This is a genomic window from Pandoraea thiooxydans (assembly GCF_001931675.1).
Classification (GTDB): domain Bacteria; phylum Pseudomonadota; class Gammaproteobacteria; order Burkholderiales; family Burkholderiaceae; genus Pandoraea; species Pandoraea thiooxydans.
The window spans coordinates 936,899-957,247 of record NZ_CP014839.1; the positions used below are offsets into that span (position 1 = coordinate 936,899).

Here is a 20,349-nt window from a genome sequence, read left to right on the forward strand (position 1 = left end):
GACAGCCCCGGATTTTCAGTCGGAGGCTGTCATGGCCTGGATTCTCCTTCTCCTCGCCGGTTGCTTCGAAGTCGCCTGGGCCGTCGGCCTCAAATATTCGCACGGCTTCTCCCGTTTGTGGCCATCCATATTGACGATCATCGGCATGGTGGCCAGCGTTTGGCTGCTGGCGCTGGCCATGCGTACGCTGCCGCTGGGTACCGCCTATGCGATATGGACCGGTATCGGTGCGATCGGCTCGTTCGTGCTTGGCATCATGCTGTTTGGCGAGGCGCTCAGCGCGGCCCGCCTGGGCAGCGCGGTGCTGATTTTCGCGGGTCTGATCGGCCTGAAACTGTCGGCCGCGTAGCGCGGATTCGATGCGGCGTATCCGGCGTATCCGGCGCAGTCCAGGTGCGCTGTCAGCCCGGCAGCGCCGCTGTCGCGCGGCGATTGCAGGCCGGCGCCTGGCGTGAGAATCCTCTGACTGTTGCCGATAGCACGAAAACCCGTCGAATAGCGCCTGCACGTCGCGGCGAGCGGGAGCATAATGAAACGCATGTAGGCCTCCTCGCGAGAGAATCATGCTCGAATCCATTGCACTCGGCGCCGGCTTGTCCTGGGCCAGCGGTCTGCGCTTGTATCTGACCGTGTTTTGCGCCGGCCTGCTGGCTCGGCTGGGGTGGCTGCATTTGCCGCCGACGCTCGAGGTTCTGAGTTCCTCGTGGGTGATCGGGTTGGCAGGGGTGCTGGCGGTGGTGGAGTTTTTCGCCGACAAGATTCCGGTGGTCGACACCGTGTGGGATGCGGTTCACACGTTCATCCGGATTCCGGCCGGTATTTTGCTGGCGGCCGGCGCCATGGGGCAGATGGATCCGGCGGTGACGGTGAGCGCCGGTCTGCTGGGCGGTGCATTGGCCGGTACCTCGCACCTGACCAAGGCGGGCACGCGTGCCTTGATCAACACCTCGCCCGAGCCGCTATCCAACCTGGCCGCTTCCGGGGTCGAGGATGTCTCGGCGCTGGGGGGATTGAGTCTGGCGTTCTTCTCTCCACTGTTGTTCCTGTTGCTTCTGCTGCCGTTTTTGCTGCTGGCGGCCTGGTGGCTGCCCCGGCTGTGGCGCGGCTGGCGCAGCGCGATCAGCCTGGTCCGGCCGCGGCATGAGGGCGGCGGTTTCCGGGCCTGATGCCGCGATGAATTTTCCGGGGTTGGCGCGCCAGGCGTGGCGCATGTTGCGGCGCGACTGGCGCGCCGCAGAGTTGCATTTGCTGTCGGTGGCATTGGTGCTGGCGGTGGCTGCCCTGTCCAGCGTCGGCTTTCTGGCCGATCGCATGAGACTCGGTTTGGCGCAGGACGCGCACCAGATGCTGGGCGCGGATCTGGTCGTGCGCGGCGATGCGCCGCTGGCGCCCGATTTCGCCCAACACGCCACGCAGCTTGGGCTGCGAACTGCCCAAACCGCGGTTTTTCCCAGTATGGTCACTGCCGTGCCGGCCGATGGCGGGGAGGCTCCCGGCCGGCTGGTGTCGCTCAAGGCGGTTTCGTCAGGCTATCCATTGCGCGGCCAATTGCGTATCGCGCGCACTCCCGGGGACTCGTCATCGGCCGGCGTGGCTGCCGATGGCATTCCCGCGCCGGGTACCGTGTGGGTCGACCGGGCATTGCTCGAGGCGCTGCACTTGCAGCTTGGCGGCACCGTCCGGATCGGTACCCGCTCGTTCGTCGTCGGCGCACGCATCACGCGCGAGATGGATCGCGGCTTCGGATTCAGCAGTCTCGCGCCGCGCGTGATGATGCGCCTCGACGAGTTGCCGTCGACTGGCCTGGTGCAATTCGGCAGCCGCATTACCTATCGTTTGCTGGTCGCCGGTGCAAGCGCGCCGATGGCGGCGTATCAGCGCTGGGCCGAGCCGGTGATCCGGACGCAGCGGGGCGTGCAGCTCGAAACCCTGCAGGGGCAGCCGCAAATGCAGCAAACCCTGGAGCGGGCCGATCGCTTCCTGTCGCTGGTCGCGCTGCTGGCCGCCGTACTGGCTGCGGTGGCGATCGGCATTGCCGCGCATCGCTACAGCGCGCGGCATCTGGACAGTTGTGCTGTGATGCGCTGCCTGGGCATTGGGCGCGGAGCTCTGCGCGCCATGGTTGCGCTCGAATTCATCTACCTGGGGGCGGCCGGCAGCGTGCTCGGCGTGCTGGCTGGGTACGTTGTCCATGGGCTGTTGCTGCATCAACTGAGCGGCCTGGTGCCGGCCGATCTGCCGCCGCCGTCGTGGCGGCCGGCGGCGCTGGGCGTGGCCAGCGGGCTGTCATTGTTGCTGGGGTTTGCGTTGCCGCCATTGCTGCCGCTGGCGCGGGTCTCGCCGTTACGGGCCTTGCGTCGCGAGTGGGGCGGCGCAGCGCGTAGTGGCTGGCTGGCCTACGGCCTGAGCGGTCTGGTGTTCGCCGGTCTGCTGCTGTTCGCGGCGCGCAACGTGCGATTGGGCGCGATGGTGGCCGGCGGATTTGTCGGTGGGGCCCTGGTGTTTGGCCTGCTGGCGTGGCTGAGCATCGGCGCGCTGGCGCGGTGGGCGCATCGGCCGCATGCCGCCGGCGGCCGCGGTATTGGCTGGCGGTATGCGATCGCAGGACTGCATCGGCGCGGCCTGGGCAGCGCGCTCCAGGTGGTGGCGTTGACGCTGGGGTTGATGGCTTTGTTGTTGCTGGCCATCACTCGCAATGACCTGATCGCGGGGTGGCGGCAGTCGACGCCGCCGGGCGCGCCCAACCGTTTCGTGATCGACATTCAGACCGGCCAGCAAGCGCAGGTGGCCCGGCAATTGCAGACCGCCGGCATGACCGACGCGAAATTGTGGCCGATGGTCAAGGCGCGCCTGACCGGGATCAACGGGCGGGCCGTGACCGGTGCCAATTACACCGACCCGCGCGCGCGCCGGCTGGCCGAGCGCGAATTCAATCTCTCCTATACGAATGAGCTCCCGCCGGACGACCGCATCGAAGGCGGGCAGTGGTTTGGCGCCAGTGCCGGGGCGCCGCAGATTTCGCTGGAAGCCGGTATCGCGAAAACCCTGGGCGTGAAGCTGGGCGATCACCTGCGATTTGAAGTCGCGGGGCAGGTCATCGAGGCGCCCGTCACCAGTTTGCGCAAGGTGGATTGGGGGTCGATGCGCGTCAATTTCTTCGTTTTGATGCCCCCCAGCGCGCTGCAGGATTTTCCGGCGACCTGGATCACTGCGTTTCATCTTGCGCCGGGACAGCAGCACATCGTGGATAATCTGCTGCGTGCGATGCCGAATCTGACGGTGATCGATACCGGTGCGTTGCTCGACAAAGTGCAGCATGTCGTGAATCAGGTAATCGATGCGGTCCAGTCATTGTTCGTCTTCACTTTGGCCGCCGGCTTGCTGGTTTTGTATGCGGCGCTATCCGGCACGCGCGACGAGCGCATGCGTGAGTCCGGCGTGTTGCGTGCATTGGGCGCGTCGGCGCGCCAAATCGGCGCGATTCACCGCGCCGAGCTGGTGACGGTAGGCGCGCTGGCGGGGCTGTTGGCCGCGGCCGGCGCGGCATTGCTGGGTTGGCTGCTGGCGCGCGAGGTATTCGACTTCAGTCTGGCGTTGAACCCGTGGCTGGTGCTGGTCGGGGTCGGCGGCGGCATTTTGTGCGCGCTGGCGGGCGGCTGGAGCGGCCTGCGCACGGTATTGCGGCAATCGGCCCTGCGTACGCTGCGAGAAATTTGATTGAATTGGTAGAGACAGATCATCGATGGCAACGAATTCCGAAACAACCGACGCGCCAGCCGCCGAGCAGGCGCCGAGCGCCTTCTCATTGCTGGGCGGAGAGCAGGCGGTGCGAACTCTGGTCGACCGCTTTTATGATTTGATGGATCTCGAGCCGGAATTTGCTGGCATACGCCAGTTGCACCCTGAGTCGCTCGACGGCTCGCGCGATAAGCTTTTCTGGTTTCTGTGCGGCTGGCTGGGCGGGCCGGATCACTATATCGAGCGTTTCGGCCATCCGCGCTTGCGGGCGCGCCATCTGCCGTTCGCCATCGCCAGCGACGAGCGCGACCAGTGGCTGCGGTGCATGGCATGGGCGATGCAGGATACGGGCGTGCCGCAGGCACTGCAGGAGCGGCTGATGCAGGCGTTTTTCCAGACGGCCGACTGGATGCGTAACCGCGCGGGGTGAGACCCGTGCGATATCGTTGATCAACGCGACGCGGGAGGGAGTTGATGGCTACCGAGGCCTTGTTTCGCAGTGACGCCTATTTGCAGGAATGCATGTCGATCGTGACCCGGGTCGATGAAACCGGCATTGCATTGGATCGCACCGTGTTTTATCCGCATGGCGGCGGCCAGGCCGGCGACGCCGGATGGCTGGTGCTGCCCGACGGCGCGCGCCTGGCGATTGCCGATACGCGCAAATCGAAGCATCCCGAGGCTACCCCCGACGACGCGGTGCACCTGCCCGCGCCAGGCCAGGAGGCGCTGCTGCAGACGCTGGTGGCGGGCATGCCGGTTGCCGCGCAGATCGACTGGACTCGCCGCTATCGGCACATGCGTTTTCACACAGCGTCGCATCTGATGTGCGCGGTTTTGCCGTATCCGGTCGATGGCTGCAGCATTACGACCGAGTATGCGCGGCTGGATTTCGTCACTAACGAGCCGATTGCGCGCGAGACCGTCGAGGCGGGACTGGCGGCGCTGGTGGCGGGGGCGCACCCGGTGACGATCGACTCGATCAGCGACGAGGAGCTCGAGGCGCGGCCGGAGCTGGTGCGGACCATGAGCGTCAAGCCGCCGAGCGGACTGGGGCGGGTGCGGCTGGTGCATGTCGAGGACGTCGATCTGCAGCCTTGCGGCGGAACGCATGTGGCCAACACACGGGAGGTGGGCGAGATGCGGGTCGCCAAGATCGAAAAGAAAACCGCGCGCACGCGCCGTATCGTATTGGAGCTGGCATGAGCGCACCCATCGATGCCTGGCAGGAAGTGCTCGATTTCTGGTTCGGCGCGCCTGGCTCGCCAGAATTCAATGCCGAGCGGAGTTTGTGGTTCACCAAGTCGCCGGCTACCGATCAGGCGATCGGGCGCACGTTCGGCGCGCTTCATGCACGCGCGCTCGACGGGCAACTCAACGCGTGGGCCGAGGCGCCGGCCAGCGCCTGTGCGTTGATCGTGTTGCTCGATCAGTTCTCGCGCAATCTTTATCGGGACGACGCGCGTGCCTTTGCCGGCGATGCGCAGGCCCTCGCGCTGGCGCGGCGCATGGTGGATACCGGAGCCGACAGCCAGTTGCCGACGCCGTATCACCGCTGGTTCGTGTATCTGCCGTTCGAGCATGACGAAAGCCTGCAGAGCCAGCGCGAGTCGCTGCGCCTGTTTGGCTTGCTGGCGCAACGCGAGCAGGTCGCTAGCCCCCTCGAGTGGGCGCGCAAGCACGCCGAAGTGATCGAGCGATTCGGCCGATACCCGCACCGCAATCGCGCGCTGGGCCGGGTATCGACGCCCGAGGAGGAGGCTTTCCTGAGGTTGCCGGGATCGTCGTTTTGAGCCGTCCCGGGGGCGCTCAGACTTGATCGCGCTGCTGTGACCAGCGATCGACCTGGGCCGGCTTGAAACTCGCGAGACGATCGAGCAGCGTGGCCGGTTCGTCGGCGATCTGCAATTGATCGAGCTGGGCGCGCTGCAGGAAATTCTCGGTGACCATGTGCTGCAGGAAGCCAAGCAGCGGGTCGTAGTAGTGCTCGACGTTGAGCAGGCCGATCGGCTTGGCATGGTAGCCGATCTGCAGCCAGGTGAAGACTTCGAACAGTTCCTCGCAGGTGCCGATTCCGCCGGGCATGGCAATGAATGCATCGGCCTGGTCGGCCATCATCTGCTTGCGCTGGTGCATGTTCGCAACCACGTGCAACTCGGTCAGGCCGTGGTGCCCCACTTCCTTTTTCAGCAAGGCTTCGGGAATGACGCCGATGGCCTGGCCGCCGTGCTCGAGGACGGCGTCTGCCACGACACCCATCAGGCCGACCTTGCCGCCGCCATAGATCAGGCGGATCCCACGCTCGGCCAGCCGACGGCCGAGCAAGGCCGCGGCCTGCGCATAGGCCGGGCGCACGCCGGTGCTGGCGCCGCAGTAGACGCAGACCGACCGCATCATGCTGCCCGCTCCGCGTCCTGCTCGCGGGCCATCTTGTCGAACAGTTCGCGCGAGCGCCCGCGCAGATAGGGGGCCATCAGCGAGAGGATGTGGTAGCTGGCCAGCCGCAGGTCGGCGCCGATTTCCTCGGGGTCGTTGTATTTTCGCGGGTTCATGACGAATTGATAGGACAGCCAATAAGTGGAGATGACGACCATATTGGTGGTCAGCGGCTCGATTTCGCCGGGCTTGATATCCATTTCACCGTCGGCCACCAGCAGGTCGCACATCTCCCGCGCGAAGCGCTGCTTGTGAATGATGATCTGCTTGAAGTGGGTCTCGAGCGTGCGGTTGCGCGCCAGCAGGTCGTTCAGGTCGCGATACAGGAAGCGGTATTGCCACAGGAAACCGATCAGGTATTGCAGGTAGGTCCAGACCTCGTCGATCAGCGGCTTGTGATCGTCGGGCAGGCGCAGGCGCCGTTCGATTTCATGTTCGAACTGCGCAAAGATGCTGTTGATGATGTCGTCTTTGTTACGGAAATGGTAGTAAAGATTGCCGGGGCTGATTTTCATCTCCTCGGCAATCGTGGTTGTGGTGACGTTGGGTTCGCCGATGTCATTGAACAATCTCAGCGAAACTTCGAGAATCCGTTCGCGAGTACGGCGCGGCGGTTTTGCTTCCATGACTGGCGGCCCGGTATGCGGAGGAGCTTCCGCTAGCGTTTATCGGAATGTTTTCCGATTGATTATACCCGGCGCGATTGGGCTGCCAAGCTCGTTTTAGCCTCAAGGGCATGGAGGATGCGGGCCGCGCCGCATCTCACGCGGTTTGCGCGACGGGCCCGGCGTTGGCGCTGCGTGGGTGCAGGTGGGCGAGAAACTCCATCGACGCAGCTTGCCAGGAGAAACGCTCGGCCCAGGCGCGGGCGCCCTGGCGCGGCACTTTCAGCGCGTTCAGGCAAGCTTCGCGCAGATCTTCGTGTAGCGCGCCAGCGCTTCCCGGGGCGCTGCCGGCGAGCACGTCGATCGGGCCAGTCACCGGGTAGGCGGCGACCGGCAGGCCGCAGGCCATTGCTTCGAGCAGGACCAGGCCGAAGGTGTCGGTTTTGCTGGGAAACACGAACACGTCGGCCGAGGCATAGACCTTGGCCAATTCAGGCTGCGAGAGCATGCCGAGGTAATTGACGTCGGGGTAGCGCGAGCGCAGATGGGCCAGTTGAGGGCCCTCGCCGGCCACCCACTTGGAGCCGGGCAGGTCGAGCGCGAGAAATGCTTCGATGTTTTTTTCGACCGCGACGCGCCCGACGTATAGAAAAATCGGATGGGAGGTGTTCAGGACATGGGATTCCTGCGGGTGGAAGATGTCCAGGTCCACGCCACGGGTCCAAAGCGTCACATTCTTGAAGCCGTTCGCTTCGAGGTCGCGCTTGACGACCGGTGTGGGCGCCATCACCGCTTGCGAGCGGCTATGAAACCAGCGCAGAAAGCGGTAGGTCGCCGACAGCGGGATGCCGAAGCGCGCCTGAACGTATTCCGGAAAGCGCGTGTGATAGGCGGTAGTGAACGGAAAGCCGTTGCGCACTGCCCAGCGGCGGGCGGCCAGACCGAGCGGGCCCTCGGTGGCGATGTGCAGGGCGTCCGGACGAAAGGTCTCGACCCGCTGCGTAAAACGCTGCGCCGGCAGGATCGACAGGCGGATCTCGGGGTACGTGGGGCACGGTACGGTACGGAACTCGAGCGGCGTGAGCATTTCCACGGTGTGGCCAAGCAGTTGAAGCTGCGCGGTGGTGTTTTTCAGCGTGCGGACCACGCCATTGATTTGCGGCTCCCAGGCGTCGGTAACGATCATGATTCTCATAAGGATGCCTCTCGGTCGCTCATTGAAAATAAAAGGGCGTTGTTAAACGGTGGTACGGCTTTTGAGTGTCTGCGCGGCGGCGCCTTGCCGCTGCGTCCAGTAGACGATGCGCAGTTCGCCCTCGTCGGTCTCCACGAGCGCGGACAGACTCTCGACCCAATCGCCGTCGTTGCAGTAAAGGACGCCGTCGATATCGCGTATTTCAGCTTTATGGATGTGCCCGCATACGACGCCGTCGCAGCCGCGCCGGCGCGCCTCGTCGGCCATTACGTGTTCGAACGCGGAGATGAAATTGACCGCGTTTTTCACCTGATGCTTGAGATATTGCGACAGCGACCAGTACGGAAAGCCGAGCCGGTGACGCACGCGATTGAACCAGCGGTTGAGCACCAGCACCATTGTGTAGAGCGAGTCGCCCAGGTAAGCGAGCCATTTGGCGTGCTGGACCACGCCGTCGAACAGGTCGCCATGAGTGATCCACAGGCGCTGGCCGGCCAGCGTGGTGTGAAACGCTTCATCGCGTACTGCGATGTCGCCAAACGCCAGCCCGCAAAATTGCCGCGCGACTTCGTCGTGATTGCCCGGCACATAGGTGACCTGCGTGCCTTTGCGGGCTTTGCGCAGCAACTTCTGTACGACGTCGTTGTGCGCCTGCGGCCAGTGCCAACCCTTGCGAAGATGCCAGCCGTCGATGATGTCGCCCACGAGGTAGAGGTAGTCGGATTCGTGGTGGCGCAGGAAATCGAGCAGGTAATCAGCCTGGCATCCGTTGGTGCCGAGGTGGATGTCGGACAGCCAGATCGCCCGATAACGTCGAGCGTTCTCGGGCGGCGGGCTGTGCCGGTCCGTATCGGGGTCGTCGTGACGCAACCCGCTCGGGCTCACGAAGGGACGCTCGACCGGAAAGTTGTCACTCTGGCGAGCCAGGGTGCGCGAAAACATTCTGTGTGGTGTCGTCATGCCGACCGTCCATCGCAATCAACATGACCGCATTGCGCCATGCCGATGTGAAATGCCGATGACAGTCACAATGTGAAGCGCGCTGTTGTGCTTTGCCAACAGCGGCGGATGACGTGGTCCGGATCGCGCCGCACTGCGCGTGCGGACACTTTTGTCGACCCGACGCGACTTGCGCGGTGTCTTTGCCGGGATGGGGGATGCGTGCGCGCGGTCAGGCGGGCCTGGGGACGCTCGGCGTTTCGATGACGCTGACGAGCCGTGTGCCGGCCAGACGGTCGTGCAGGAACTGACGGTCGCGGTCGATGAACATGGTGCAGGCCCATAGCGCCACCCAGGCGCTCGCCACGCCAACGCTGCTCCAGTCCTTGATGCCGAACAGCCAATCCAGCGCCATGCCGGGCACAAACCACAGCCAGCAAAGACAATAGCGCAGCACGGCGCGAGGCAGCGAAACCGCACGCAGGTCGGCGCCGACGACGCGGATTTTCCAGGTTTTCATCGGCAGGGTCTGGCCGCCGTGGCGCCAGAACCACGTGAAGTACGCGCCGAGGACCAGGAACAGCCAGAGTTGCAGCGCATGACGGTACATCAGTGCGCTGCGTTGCTGTGTCAGGGTGCTGAACAGGTAGCCGGTGATGAACAGCACGCCGAACAGGATCAACGCTTCATAAATCACGCAGAGCACGCGCCGACGCAATGTCGGCACGGCGAGCAGGGCCGGGGCGGCGGGACAGGGCGCAGTGGCGTGGGTGGAATCGGACATTGCGGCGCGTGGTCGGTTACGGAGTATCGGGCGGCGACTGACGAGTGCCTCGGTTGGCCGACATTATCTGCCAGAAATGCCGGTTCGAGGGGACTGTCGCCGCGACGAGAAGGTGATTGCCGCGGCCGGCCCGCTCTCAATGCTGATAGAGATCGGAGTTGACCGGCGATGGCGGCGAGGACGGCAGCGCCGCAGGGGCCGAGGCAGGCAGTGCCGAGGCGGCTGCCGGGGCGCTGGCGGCCTGGGCTGCGCGGCGGTGGACCGCGTCGTAGGGATTCTGAACGCCGGGCTTGCCGCTGGGCGGCGCCGTGACGACGCTGGGTCGCTTGCGATCACGATATTCCGCCGCTAGCCGCTTCTTCTGAGCCTCTGACAATTGCTGGTATTTTTTCCAAGCCTCGGCCTTGGCGTCGGGCGGCAGCGACTTTGCATTGAGATAGTTTTCGCGGGCGATACGCTTTTGCTGCGGTGTCAGCCTGAGCCAGGCGCGCATGCGTTCGTGCAGCCGGTCACGGCCGGCCGGCGACAGTTTGTGATACCGCCGGGCAATGGCGAGCCACTTGTCGCGCTGGAACTGGCTCATATGCCCCCAACTGTCTGCCAATGGGGCGAGCGCGCTCTTTTGGGCCGGCGTCAGGGCCAGCCAGGCCGCCGAGAGCTTCACCGGGGCGGCGGCCTGCGACGCACCGCCTGCCGACGCGCCGACGGCTGCTCCGACCTGTGTGGATGGCATGACCGGGGAGGGACCGGCCGGGAGCCGGGCGGGACGCCACCATACCACCGCGCCGACGATGGCGGCGATGACCAGCAATGTCAGCAGGAGAGGGCGGGTGCGGATCGTCACGGGGCGTTTGGAGACGGCGCTATCGGGCGTCGTGCTTGAGATAGACGTCGAAGCCGTGGTCCAGGTAGGCGGACAACGGCAGTTCGTCGCTCATGACCGCCGCGTCGATATCCGCCATATCGTTGATGTGCTGCTGCCGCTCCCAGTAGCTGATGCCAGCCAGGACGAGGATCAGCGCGAACAGCGGCAACAGCAGGCCAAAGCGATTGAGCAATCCGCCACGCCGCGCATTGCCGGCGCTCAGGCCGAGCGGCGCTCCCATTGCGGTGACCAGCACCGGTTCGCGCACCACTCGTGCCTCAGGCTTCTTGCGGGCGATAGCCTGTCGGCGTGCGGCAGCCAGCCGCTCGGCCGCCCCTGCGGGCAGTTGACTGGCGGACTCATCCAATGCCTGCCGGATCTGGTAGGCGAAGCGAATTTCCTCTGGGTCGGGCGTGTGGCTCATAATTTGATTCCTTGCGCCTTCAACGCATGTGCCAGCGCATGGGTGGCGCGAGAGCAATGCGTCTTGACACTGCCTTCGGAGCACCCCATGGCGGCAGCGGTTTCGGCGACATCCATATCTTCCCAATAACGCATTAGGAATGCTTCCCGTTGACGCATCGGCAGTTTCTTAATTTCGTTTTCAATCAACGACAGGGTTTCGGCACGGGAAACCTGGTCTTCCGTGCTTTCCGACTGGGTTGACCCGTCCTCGGATTGGAAGGTTTCCAGCAGATCGAAATCGTCGCGCTCTTCGTCGGAATTAAGACTGGAGAACAGTGAAATCCAGGTATTGCGTACTTTTTGACGACGGAAGTAGTCAAAAATGACGTTCTGGAGGATGCGCTGAAACAATAGCGGCAAGTCTGCGGCCGGCTTGTCGCCGTATTTTTCTGCCAGCCGGATCATGGCGTCCTGAACGACATCCAATGCCGCATCGTCGTCCCTGACGGCGAAAACGGCTTGTTTGAAGGCGCGCCGCTCGATATTTTCGAGAAAATCCGCCAGTTCTTTGTCAGATGCCATCCAGGTCGGCCAAAACGATCAAATGCAGCAAGTGCTTAAACGGAGCGGATCGTAACAAAATTTGCTTGGCTTGTACCGCGTTTTGTGATTTTGCGACATTATCGCCGGCAAAAGCGGCTTTTTGCGGGCCAATGGTACGCGCAAACTGCCGGCAGCGCTTGACCAATCGGCGACGACAGATTATCGTTCCGAGTTCGCGACATAAAGTGATTGTCTCAATATCGGCGCAGCCTATCCGGAGCGCCAATCATTCAGACGCGCCGCTTGAACCCGTGCCACAAGCCCGAGGAGAGAGCATCCGATCAAATTTTTTGCCGAAAACTTGAAAGGTTGACGATGAACATGCCAAGCGCGGAATTTTCCGAAGCGGACGCTTCTCGACATCAAGCCCCCGAACTCATTGGCGCCGAAATTCTCGTGCGCGCCTTGCAGGAAGAAGGGGTGGAGTACATCTGGGGTTACCCGGGCGGCTCCGTGCTCTACATCTACGACGAACTCTACAAGCAGGACAGGATCCAGCATATCCTGGTGCGCCACGAGCAGGCAGCAGTGCATGCCGCGGACGCCTATTCCCGCTCCACCGACAAGGTCGGCGTGTGTCTGGTCACCTCGGGTCCTGGCGTGACCAACGCGGTCACCGGGATCGCCACCGCGTATATGGATTCCGTCCCGATGGTGGTCATCACCGGGCAGGTGCCGACCGCGGCGATCGGCCAGGATGCGTTCCAGGAGTGCGATACGGTCGGGATCACCCGGCCGTGCGTGAAGCATAACTTCCTGGTCAAGGATCCGCGCGACCTTGCCGCCACCATCAAAAAGGCGTTCTATATCGCCCGTACCGGCCGGCCCGGCCCGGTGCTGGTCGATATTCCGAAGGACGTCTCCAAGGCCAAGGCGCCTTTCGAGTATCCCAAGACGATCTCGCTGCGTTCGTACAATCCGGTCACCAAGGGCCATTCCGGTCAGATTCGCAAGGCCGTCAACCTGTTGCTGCAGGCCAAGCGCCCCTATATCTACACCGGCGGCGGCGTGATTCTTGCCAACGCGTCGAAGGAGCTGAACCAGTTTGCCGACCTGCTGGGATACCCGGTCACCAATACCCTGATGGGGCTGGGCGGCTATCGCGCGAGCGACCCCAAGTTTCTCGGCATGCTGGGCATGCATGGCACCTACGAAGCCAATATGGCGATGCAGAATTGCGATGTGCTGATCGCCGTGGGCGCACGTTTCGATGACCGGGTGATTGGCAATCCGGCGCACTTCGCCGAGTCGCCGCGCAAGATCATCCACGTCGACATCGACCCGTCGTCGATTTCCAAGCGCGTCAAGGTCGACATTCCGATCGTCGGTGACGTCAAGGAAGTGTTGCGCGAGATGATCGATCACCTGCAAACGGCCGAGCATGGTCCGGACGGTGCGGCGCTCGATGCCTGGTGGAAGCAGATCGAAACGTGGCGCGCGCGTGATTGCCTCAAATACGATCGCGACAGCGAGATCATCAAGCCGCAATATGTCGTCGAAAAACTGCACGAGCTGACCCACGGCGAGGCGTACGTCTGTTCCGACGTCGGCCAGCATCAGATGTGGGCGGCGCAGTACTACAAATTCGACAAGCCGCGCCGCTGGATCAACTCCGGCGGGCTGGGCACGATGGGTTTCGGCCTGCCCGCGGCGATGGGCGTGAAGATGGCGCATCCGGATGCCGAGGTTGCTTGCATCACCGGCGAAGGCTCGATCCAGATGTGCATCCAGGAGCTCTCGACCTGCCTGCAGTACAGCACGCCGATCAAGATCATCGCCCTGAACAACCGATACCTCGGCATGGTTCGTCAGTGGCAGCAAATCGAATACAGCAAGCGCTATTCGCATTCGTACATGGATGCGCTGCCCGATTTCGTCAAGCTCGCCGAGGCGTATGGTCACGTCGGCATACGCGTCGACAAGACCTCGGACGTGGAGGGCGCTCTGAAAGAGGCGTTGCGTCTCAAGGATCGTACGGTATTTCTGGACTTTCAAACGGACCCGACGGAAAACGTCTGGCCCATGGTGCAGTCGGGCAAGGGCATCACCGAGATGCTGCTTGGCTCGGAGGACCTATAGCGCGTGCCATGACCGAGCCCGCTGGCGCGGGTTCGGGCGGCGCGGCGATTTTGTCACCAGAACAACCGGATACCAACCATGAGGCACATAATTTCTGTTTTGCTGGAGAATGAGGCGGGCGCGCTCTCGCGCGTGGTGGGCCTGTTCTCCGCGCGGGGCTACAACATTGAAACGCTGACCGTGGCGCCCACGGAGGATCGCTCCTTGTCGCGCATGACGGTGGTCACGAACGGCTCGGACGACGTGGTCGAGCAGATCACCAAACACCTGAATCGTCTGATCGAAGTCGTCAAGGTGGTCGACCTGACCGAGGGGTCGCACATCGAACGCGAACTGATGCTGATCAAGGTGCGCTCGGTCGGCAAGGAACGCGAAGAAATGAAGCGCATGGCGGACATTTTCCGCGGGCGCATCATCGATGTGACGGAGAAGACGTATACGATCGAACTGACTGGCGATGCTTCCAAGCTGGATGCCTTCCTGGAAGCGATCGATCAGACGGCTATCCTGGAAACCGTACGCACCGGCGGCTCGGGGATCGGTAGGGGGGAGCGCATTCTAAAGGTGTAAATTAAAAAGAGGTGGCATGAAAGACTGGCTGTCGTTTGACAAGATGATCACACCGGTCATCCTCAAGATCGTCTACATCCTGGCCATGATCGCAGTGGTAGTCTCCGGGGTCATCACCCTGTTGCGCGGCGAGTTCTGGCATGCCATCGGCATCATCGTATTTGGTTTGCTCGGCGTGCGGGTGTACTGCGAGTTGTTGATACTTCTGTTCAGAATCCACGAGAATCTGGTTGAGATCAATCACAGCTTGAAAAACAAGTGAAAGCAGCGCGCATCTCGGGCGGGGCCGCCACGGTTACATATTATTGAGTTCGATTTACGGGACAATTCCATGAAAGTTTATTACGACAAAGACGCAGACCTCTCCCTGATCAAAGGCAAGCAAGTCACGATCATTGGCTACGGTTCGCAAGGCCACGCCCACGCACTGAACCTGAAAGACAGCGGCGTGAACGTCACCGTCGGCCTGCGCCGCGGCGGCGCCTCCTGGAACAAGGCAGTCAATGCCGGCTTGACGGTCAAGGAAGTCGCCGAAGCCGTCAAGGGCGCCGATATCGTCATGATGCTGCTGCCCGATGAGCAGATCGCCGAGGTTTATCAGCGCGAAGTCGCATCGAACATCAAGGAAGGCGGCGCGCTCGCATTCGCCCACGGCTTCAACGTGCACTACGGTTGCGTGGTGCCCCGTGCTGACCTCGATGTGATCATGATCGCTCCCAAGGCACCTGGCCACACCGTTCGCTCGACCTACACCCAGGGTGGCGGCGTGCCGCACCTGATCGCTGTCGCGCAGGACAAGTCCGGCGCCGCTCGCGACATCGCCCTGTCGTACGCCGCAGCCAATGGCGGCGGTCGCGCCGGTGTGATCGAAACCAATTTCCGCGAAGAGACCGAAACCGACCTGTTCGGCGAGCAGGCCGTGCTGTGCGGCGGCACCGTCGAACTGATCAAGGCCGGTTTCGAAACCCTGGTGGAGGCCGGTTACGCGCCGGAAATGGCTTATTTCGAGTGCCTGCACGAGTTGAAGCTGATCGTCGACCTGATTTACGAGGGCGGCATCGCCAACATGAACTATTCGATTTCGAACAATGCCGAGTACGGCGAGTATGTGACCGGCCCGCGTATCGTCAACGAAGACACCAAAAACGCGATGCGTCAGGCTCTGAAGGACATCCAGACCGGTGAGTACGCGAAGAGCTTCATTCTTGAGAATCGCGCCGGCGCGCCGACGCTGATCTCCCGGCGCCGCTTGATGGCCGAGCATCAAATCGAGCAGGTTGGCGGCAAGCTGCGCGCAATGATGCCCTGGATCGCCAAAAACAAACTGGTCGACCAGTCCAAGAACTGATCGGGACCGTAACCCGTGCATCGAGGGCCGACGGCTTCGCCGGCCCGCAAAAAGCCGCTTCAGGCACCCACAGGCGTCTGAAGCGGCTTTTCTGTTGGCTCCCGGATCGGGAAAATCCGGTCGCGCGCCGACCGAGTTGTTACAATGCGGCCACACCGCGCGAGCGCGGATAGCCGCAAGGCTGGTTTGCCCCTCATTCACCCGTTTTTAGGACGCGAGCGATTCGCATGAATTATCCCCATCCGATCATTGCCAAAGAAGGCTGGCCGTTCCTGGCCGTGGCTGTTGCGGCAGCGCTGATCGTCCATTTCATCGCCGGCGTGTTGTGGGCCGCGCCCCTATGGCTCGTGGCCCTGTTCGTTCTGCAGTTCTTTCGCGATCCACCTCGCGTGGTGCCGTCCCAGGCCGGGGCCGTGCTGTCGCCGGCCGACGGCCGCATCGTGGCGATCGAAACGACGCAGGATCCTTACGGGCAGCGCGATGCGCTCAAAATCAGCGTTTTCATGAACGTCTTCAACGTGCACTCGAACCGGGCGCCAGTTGACGGTACCATCACGAAGGTGGAATATTTCCCTGGGCGTTTCCTCAACGCCGCGCTCGACAAGGCTTCGCTGGAGAACGAGCGCAATGCGCTGGTGATCGACGCCGGTGGGCACAAGGTGACCTGCGTTCAGGTGGCCGGACTGGTGGCACGTCGCATTCTTTGTTACGTCAAGGTCGGCGACGCGCTTACGCGTGGCCAGCGTTACGGTTTCATCCGCTTTGGCTCGCGGGTCGACGTTTATCTGCCGCTGACGGCCCAGCCACGCGTGGCCATCGGCGACAAGGTATCTGCAACCTCGACGATCCTGGCCGAACTCTAATGGCGCATGCGGTCAAACCGCTGGGTCACGTTTTAGGAGCAAGCAATGGCGGGCAACAATCGCCGCCGGCCGCGTAACAATGTCACTCATTTGCCACGGCTGTCGCGCACTGACCAGACAATGAACGAAGAACTCGAGCACGACGACGACGCGAGGGCGGCTCGCCCGCGCAAGCGGGGCATTTATCTGCTGCCCAACGCCTTTACCACGGCGGCGTTGTTCTGCGGGTTCTATGCGATCGTGCAGGCCATGAATCTGCGCTTCGAGTACGCAGCGATAGCGATCTTCTGCGCCATGGTGCTCGACGGCATGGATGGCCGCGTCGCCCGCATGACGAACACGCAGAGCGCATTCGGCGAGCAGTACGATAGTCTGTCCGACATGATTTCGTTTGGCGCCGCGCCCGCGCTGGTGATGTACGAATGGATCCTGCGTGATCTCGGCAAATGGGGGTGGCTGGCGGCCTTCGTCTACTGTGCCGGCGCTGCCCTGCGCCTGGCCCGCTTCAACACCAACATCGGTGTGGTCGACAAGCGCTTTTTCCAGGGGTTGGCCAGTCCGGCGGCCGCTGCGCTGATCGCCGGTTTCGTTTGGCTGGCAATCGACAACAAATTGCCGGTGCGCGATGCGTGGATGCCTTGGGTTGCGTTTGGATTGACCGTCTACGCTGGCGTGTCGATGGTTTCGAACGCGCCGTTCTATAGCGGCAAGGCGCTCGATGTGCGGCATCGGGTGTCATTCGGCATGATTCTGCTGTTCATGGTGGGCTTCGTGCTGGTGTCCTCCGATCCTCCGGTGGTGCTGTTTTGCCTGTTCGTCGCCTACAGCGTGTCCGGATACGTGGTTTGGGGCGCTCGTGCGGTGCGGGGGCGGCATACGCGGATTTTTGGGGACGACGACCTGGGCGGCGCGGACGAATAACGAATAGCCGTCAATTGCCTCGCGAGGCCCGCAGGGCCTCGTATCGCGGCCGAAATGGGGTGTGACGGACGTGCTGCGGATCGGGAAGAGCTGTGGTAAGATTTTCAGCCGTTGCGGAAAGTCAACCCCCCAATCAGCAAATGACGACTATTCGTTTAAAAGAGAACGAACCGTTCGAAGTCGCGATGCGCCGTTTCAAGCGCACGATCGAGAAAAACGGCCTGCTGACCGATCTTCGCGCCCGTGAGTTCTACGAAAAGCCCACGGCTGAGCGCAAACGCAAGAAGGCGGCGGCAGCCAAGCGCCATTTCAAGCGCCTGCGCAGCCAGATGCTGCCGAAAAAGCTCTACTGAATTCGCTGCCGGCGGCATGCTGGTCAAGATGTCAAAGAACCCGCTTGCGGTTTTGCGCAAGCGGGTTCTTGTGTTTCAAGCGTGTCGCCCCGATAACCCGTAGTCACGCCGGCCGACCAGTCTTTTGCCGGCTTTGCGTCAGCGGTTTGGCGGGGCATGGTCTACACTGAATTGTATTCGTCCAGGAAAGGTTTGCCGATGAGTTTGAAAGCCCGTATCAACGACGACATGAAAACAGCCATGCGAGCCAGGGACGCCGAGCGCCTGGGCGCCATCCGGCTGCTGCTGGCAGCGATAAAGCAGAAAGAGGTCGACGAGCGCGTCGAGCTGGACGACGCCGCCATTACGGCGGTGATCGACAAGCTGATCAAGCAGCGCAAGGATTCAATCACCCAGTTTCAGGCCGCAGGACGGGACGACCTGGTCGCCAAGGAAAGCGCCGAACTGAACGTGCTGATGGCGTACATGCCGCAGCAGCTGTCGGCCGAGGAGGTCGCTCGGGAGGTGCAGGCGGCGATCACGCAGACCGGCGCGGCGGGGCCGCAGGACATGGGCAAGGTCATGGGTATTCTCAAGGCCAAGCTGGCAGGCCGGGCCGACATGACGGCCGTCTCGTCCCAGGTCAAGGCGTTGCTGGCCCGATGAGGTCGCGGCGGCCCGCCCTGGCGTGGAGAACACCCCACGCCATATGCTGCGCGGGCCCCTGCCATAGTCGATACGCAATCCCGTGATCCCCCAATCCTTTCTTCAGGATCTGCTCAACCGCGTCGATATCGTCGAGGTGGTGGGCCGTTACGTGCAATTGAAAAAGGGTGGCGCCAACTTCATGGGGCTCTGCCCGTTCCATAACGAGAAATCGCCGTCGTTCACGGTCAGTCCGACCAAGCAGTTTTACCACTGCTTCGGGTGCGGCGCGCACGGCACGGCGATTGGTTTCCTGATGGAACACACCGGCCTGTCGTTCGTCGAGGCGGTCAACGATCTGGCCAGAAATATCGGCATGACCGTGCCCCAGGAGGGCGGCACGGCCGGGCATGCCGGGCCGCGCGGTCATGCGGTGGCGCTGACGGACGTCATGACCCGCGCCTGTGACTATTATCGGCAGCAACTGCGCGGCGCCTTGAGCGCCATCGAATACCTCAAGGGACGTGGCCTGTCGGGACAAATCGCCGCGCATTTTGGCCTGGGCTACGCGCCCGAGGGCTGGCAGAACCTGGAGGCGGTATTCGAGCGCTACCAGGACGATACGCTGCTCGAAGCCGGGTTGGTGATCGACAGCGAAAAAACCGACGCTCAAGGCCGCAATCGCCGCTATGACCGCTTTCGCCACCGCATCATGTTCCCGATCCGCAATACCAAGGGGCAGGTGATCGCTTTCGGCGGGCGGGTGCTTGGAGCCGGCGAGCCGAAATATTTGAATTCGCCGGAAACACCCCTATTTAGCAAGGGAAGCGAGTTATACGGATTGTTCGAGGCGCGCGCGGCGATTCGCGACGCGGGTTTTGTGTTGGTTGTCGAAGGTTATATGGATGTCGTGGCGCTCGCGCAGCTGGGCTTTCCGAACGCGGTGGCCACGCTCGGCACGGCATGCACGCCGATTCACGTGCAGAAGCTGCTGCGGCAGACCGACGAAATCGTGTTCAGCTTCGACGGCGACGCGGCCGGCCGGCGAGCGGCCCGTCGGGCGCTCGAGGCTTGCCTGCCGCATGCCTCCGACAACCGGACGCTGAAATTCCTATTTCTTCCTGTCGAGCACGACCCGGACAGTTTCGTGCGTGAGTTCGGCGCCGAGGCGTTCAGCGCGGAGATAGCCAAGGCCTTGCCGCTATCGCAATTTTTGCTTAACGAAGTCTTGCACGACAAGGAATTGCACCAACCTGAGGGGCGTGCGCGTGCGCTGTTCGAGGCCAAGCCGCTGCTGCAGGCGCTGCCTGCCAACGCGTTGCGGGCGCAGATCGTTCACGCGCTGGCCGAACGCGTGGGCAGTCCGCTCGACGAGGTAACGCGCCTGTGCGGACTCGATGCGGGCAAACCGGCCTGGGACCGCGCTCCGGCCAAGCGCGAAAAGCGCCGGGTGCAGGGCCAGGCGCATCGCGCGCTGCAGAATTTGCTCATGTACCCACGGTTGGGAAACGAATTGAGCGCCGACGACATCCAAGTTTTAGCGTCGACCTCATATGCCGAACTGTTTGGCGAGGTTCTTTCTCATTGCCGCGAGATGGGGGCGCAAGCGGAATTCCGCTATTTGTCGGACCGGCTGCGCGACTCCGAGAATGCCGCGAGCTACGAGGACCTCTTCAAGGAAATCCTGTCGATGGACGAAAACGTCCGCGATTTGCTGCTTTACGATCCGGACGACGCCCTGCAGGCCGAGCGGGCCGAGGAGCAATGGCGCCTGCGTCTGGCCGAACTCAGGGCGGCGGTGCGCAAGCTGCATTACGACAGCGTGTGCGACCGGCTCGAGCAGATGTTCAAGCGCGGCACGCTGAGCCCGGACGAAATGACCGAGGCCGCGGCCCTGACGCGCCAGCGGGCCGTGCTAAAGCAGCAGTTGGCGTGAAGTAGAGGGCGGCATCGGAGCTACTGGCCTCCGAGTGCTATAATTGAGAGTTTTCAGTGGGCTGTTTTCGAGCGGAAGCGAGATC

23 protein-coding genes are annotated in these 20,349 nt (G+C 62.8%); 15 read left to right on the forward strand and 8 right to left on the reverse strand.

Features of this window, described 5'->3' with window-relative positions; translation table 11 throughout:
• Positions 1–31 precede the first annotated feature (31 nt).
• From sugE to PATSB16_RS04275, 6 genes are all read left to right on the forward strand, one after another.
• Complete coding sequence (gene sugE / locus PATSB16_RS04250; RefSeq protein ID WP_047212784.1) at positions 32–349, forward strand: quaternary ammonium compound efflux SMR transporter SugE; 318 nt, start codon at positions 32–34, stop codon at positions 347–349.
• 214 nt (positions 350–563) lie between these two features.
• Entirely contained in the window at positions 564–1,166 is a 603-nt protein-coding gene (locus PATSB16_RS04255) for a DUF4126 domain-containing protein (RefSeq protein ID WP_047212785.1), read from the forward strand.
• A complete protein-coding gene (locus PATSB16_RS04260; RefSeq protein WP_047212786.1) occupies positions 1,141–3,717 on the forward strand; it encodes an ABC transporter permease in 2,577 nt (858 codons plus the stop codon). Before PATSB16_RS04255 ends, PATSB16_RS04260 begins: the two co-directional genes overlap by 26 nt.
• A gap of 25 nt (positions 3,718–3,742) precedes the next feature.
• Positions 3,743–4,168 (forward strand): group II truncated hemoglobin, encoded by a 426-nt coding sequence (locus PATSB16_RS04265; protein ID WP_047212787.1) that lies wholly within the window; start codon positions 3,743–3,745, stop codon positions 4,166–4,168.
• A gap of 44 nt (positions 4,169–4,212) precedes the next feature.
• Positions 4,213–4,944 (forward strand): alanyl-tRNA editing protein, encoded by a 732-nt coding sequence (locus PATSB16_RS04270; protein WP_047212788.1) that lies wholly within the window; start codon positions 4,213–4,215, stop codon positions 4,942–4,944.
• Positions 4,941–5,531: a DUF924 family protein gene (locus PATSB16_RS04275; protein WP_047212789.1), complete on the forward strand. Its 591-nt coding sequence runs from the start codon at positions 4,941–4,943 to the stop codon at positions 5,529–5,531. The genes PATSB16_RS04270 and PATSB16_RS04275 overlap by 4 nt, the downstream gene beginning before the upstream one ends.
• A gap of 16 nt (positions 5,532–5,547) precedes the next feature.
• On the opposite strand, the gene PATSB16_RS04280 is transcribed toward PATSB16_RS04275, so the two are convergent.
• The 8 genes from PATSB16_RS04280 to PATSB16_RS04315 form a co-directional block, all read right to left on the reverse strand.
• Complete coding sequence (locus tag PATSB16_RS04280; protein ID WP_047216254.1) at positions 5,548–6,132, reverse strand: LOG family protein; 585 nt, start codon at positions 6,130–6,132, stop codon at positions 5,548–5,550.
• Positions 6,132–6,800: a TetR/AcrR family transcriptional regulator gene (locus PATSB16_RS04285; RefSeq protein ID WP_047212790.1), complete on the reverse strand. Its 669-nt coding sequence runs from the start codon at positions 6,798–6,800 to the stop codon at positions 6,132–6,134. Before PATSB16_RS04285 ends, PATSB16_RS04280 begins: the two co-directional genes overlap by 1 nt.
• A gap of 136 nt (positions 6,801–6,936) precedes the next feature.
• The gene (locus tag PATSB16_RS04290; RefSeq protein WP_047212791.1) at positions 6,937–7,974 is read right to left on the reverse strand and encodes a glycosyltransferase family 4 protein; all 1,038 of its coding nucleotides are present in this window, start codon (positions 7,972–7,974) and stop codon (positions 6,937–6,939) included.
• Between the two features lie 42 nt (positions 7,975–8,016).
• Positions 8,017–8,916, reverse strand: a complete 900-nt coding sequence (locus PATSB16_RS04295) for a UDP-2,3-diacylglucosamine diphosphatase (RefSeq protein ID WP_418303892.1) — start codon at positions 8,914–8,916, stop codon at positions 8,017–8,019.
• A 229-nt stretch (positions 8,917–9,145) separates the two neighbouring features.
• On the reverse strand, positions 9,146–9,697 hold the full coding sequence (locus PATSB16_RS04300; RefSeq protein ID WP_047212792.1) for an RDD family protein: 552 nt from the start codon (positions 9,695–9,697) through the stop codon (positions 9,146–9,148).
• 136 nt (positions 9,698–9,833) lie between these two features.
• Positions 9,834–10,541 (reverse strand): DUF3106 domain-containing protein, encoded by a 708-nt coding sequence (locus PATSB16_RS04305; RefSeq protein WP_052892564.1) that lies wholly within the window; start codon positions 10,539–10,541, stop codon positions 9,834–9,836.
• 19 nt (positions 10,542–10,560) lie between these two features.
• Positions 10,561–10,986 (reverse strand): DUF3619 family protein, encoded by a 426-nt coding sequence (locus tag PATSB16_RS04310; protein WP_047212793.1) that lies wholly within the window; start codon positions 10,984–10,986, stop codon positions 10,561–10,563.
• Positions 10,983–11,549, reverse strand: coding sequence for an RNA polymerase sigma factor (locus PATSB16_RS04315; protein WP_047212794.1), 567 nt, complete (start codon positions 11,547–11,549; stop codon positions 10,983–10,985). Before PATSB16_RS04315 ends, PATSB16_RS04310 begins: the two co-directional genes overlap by 4 nt.
• A gap of 336 nt (positions 11,550–11,885) precedes the next feature.
• On the opposite strand from PATSB16_RS04315, the gene PATSB16_RS04320 reads away from it, so the two are divergent.
• The 9 genes from PATSB16_RS04320 (at position 11,886) to dnaG (ending at position 20,264) form a co-directional block, all read left to right on the forward strand.
• A complete protein-coding gene (locus PATSB16_RS04320; protein ID WP_047212795.1) occupies positions 11,886–13,649 on the forward strand; it encodes an acetolactate synthase 3 catalytic subunit in 1,764 nt (587 codons plus the stop codon).
• A 78-nt stretch (positions 13,650–13,727) separates the two neighbouring features.
• Positions 13,728–14,219, forward strand: coding sequence for an acetolactate synthase small subunit (ilvN, locus tag PATSB16_RS04325; protein WP_047212796.1), 492 nt, complete (start codon positions 13,728–13,730; stop codon positions 14,217–14,219).
• A 16-nt stretch (positions 14,220–14,235) separates the two neighbouring features.
• Positions 14,236–14,481, forward strand: coding sequence for a DUF4282 domain-containing protein (locus PATSB16_RS04330; protein WP_047212797.1), 246 nt, complete (start codon positions 14,236–14,238; stop codon positions 14,479–14,481).
• Positions 14,482–14,550: 69 nt separating this feature from the next.
• Entirely contained in the window at positions 14,551–15,567 is a 1,017-nt protein-coding gene (gene ilvC / locus PATSB16_RS04335) for a ketol-acid reductoisomerase (RefSeq protein ID WP_047212798.1), read from the forward strand.
• 227 nt (positions 15,568–15,794) lie between these two features.
• On the forward strand, positions 15,795–16,430 hold the full coding sequence (locus PATSB16_RS04340) for a phosphatidylserine decarboxylase (protein ID WP_047212799.1): 636 nt from the start codon (positions 15,795–15,797) through the stop codon (positions 16,428–16,430).
• 45 nt (positions 16,431–16,475) lie between these two features.
• Positions 16,476–17,351: a CDP-diacylglycerol--serine O-phosphatidyltransferase gene (pssA, locus tag PATSB16_RS04345; RefSeq protein WP_047212800.1), complete on the forward strand. Its 876-nt coding sequence runs from the start codon at positions 16,476–16,478 to the stop codon at positions 17,349–17,351.
• A 140-nt stretch (positions 17,352–17,491) separates the two neighbouring features.
• Positions 17,492–17,704: a 30S ribosomal protein S21 gene (gene rpsU, locus PATSB16_RS04350; protein ID WP_047212801.1), complete on the forward strand. Its 213-nt coding sequence runs from the start codon at positions 17,492–17,494 to the stop codon at positions 17,702–17,704.
• Positions 17,705–17,902: 198 nt separating this feature from the next.
• Positions 17,903–18,349 carry a GatB/YqeY domain-containing protein gene (locus PATSB16_RS04355; RefSeq protein ID WP_047212802.1) on the forward strand — a complete coding sequence of 149 codons (447 nt, stop codon included), beginning with the start codon at positions 17,903–17,905 and terminating at the stop codon, positions 18,347–18,349.
• An 82-nt stretch (positions 18,350–18,431) separates the two neighbouring features.
• Positions 18,432–20,264: a DNA primase gene (gene dnaG / locus PATSB16_RS04360; protein WP_047212803.1), complete on the forward strand. Its 1,833-nt coding sequence runs from the start codon at positions 18,432–18,434 to the stop codon at positions 20,262–20,264.
• Positions 20,265–20,349: the final 85 nt, after the last annotated feature.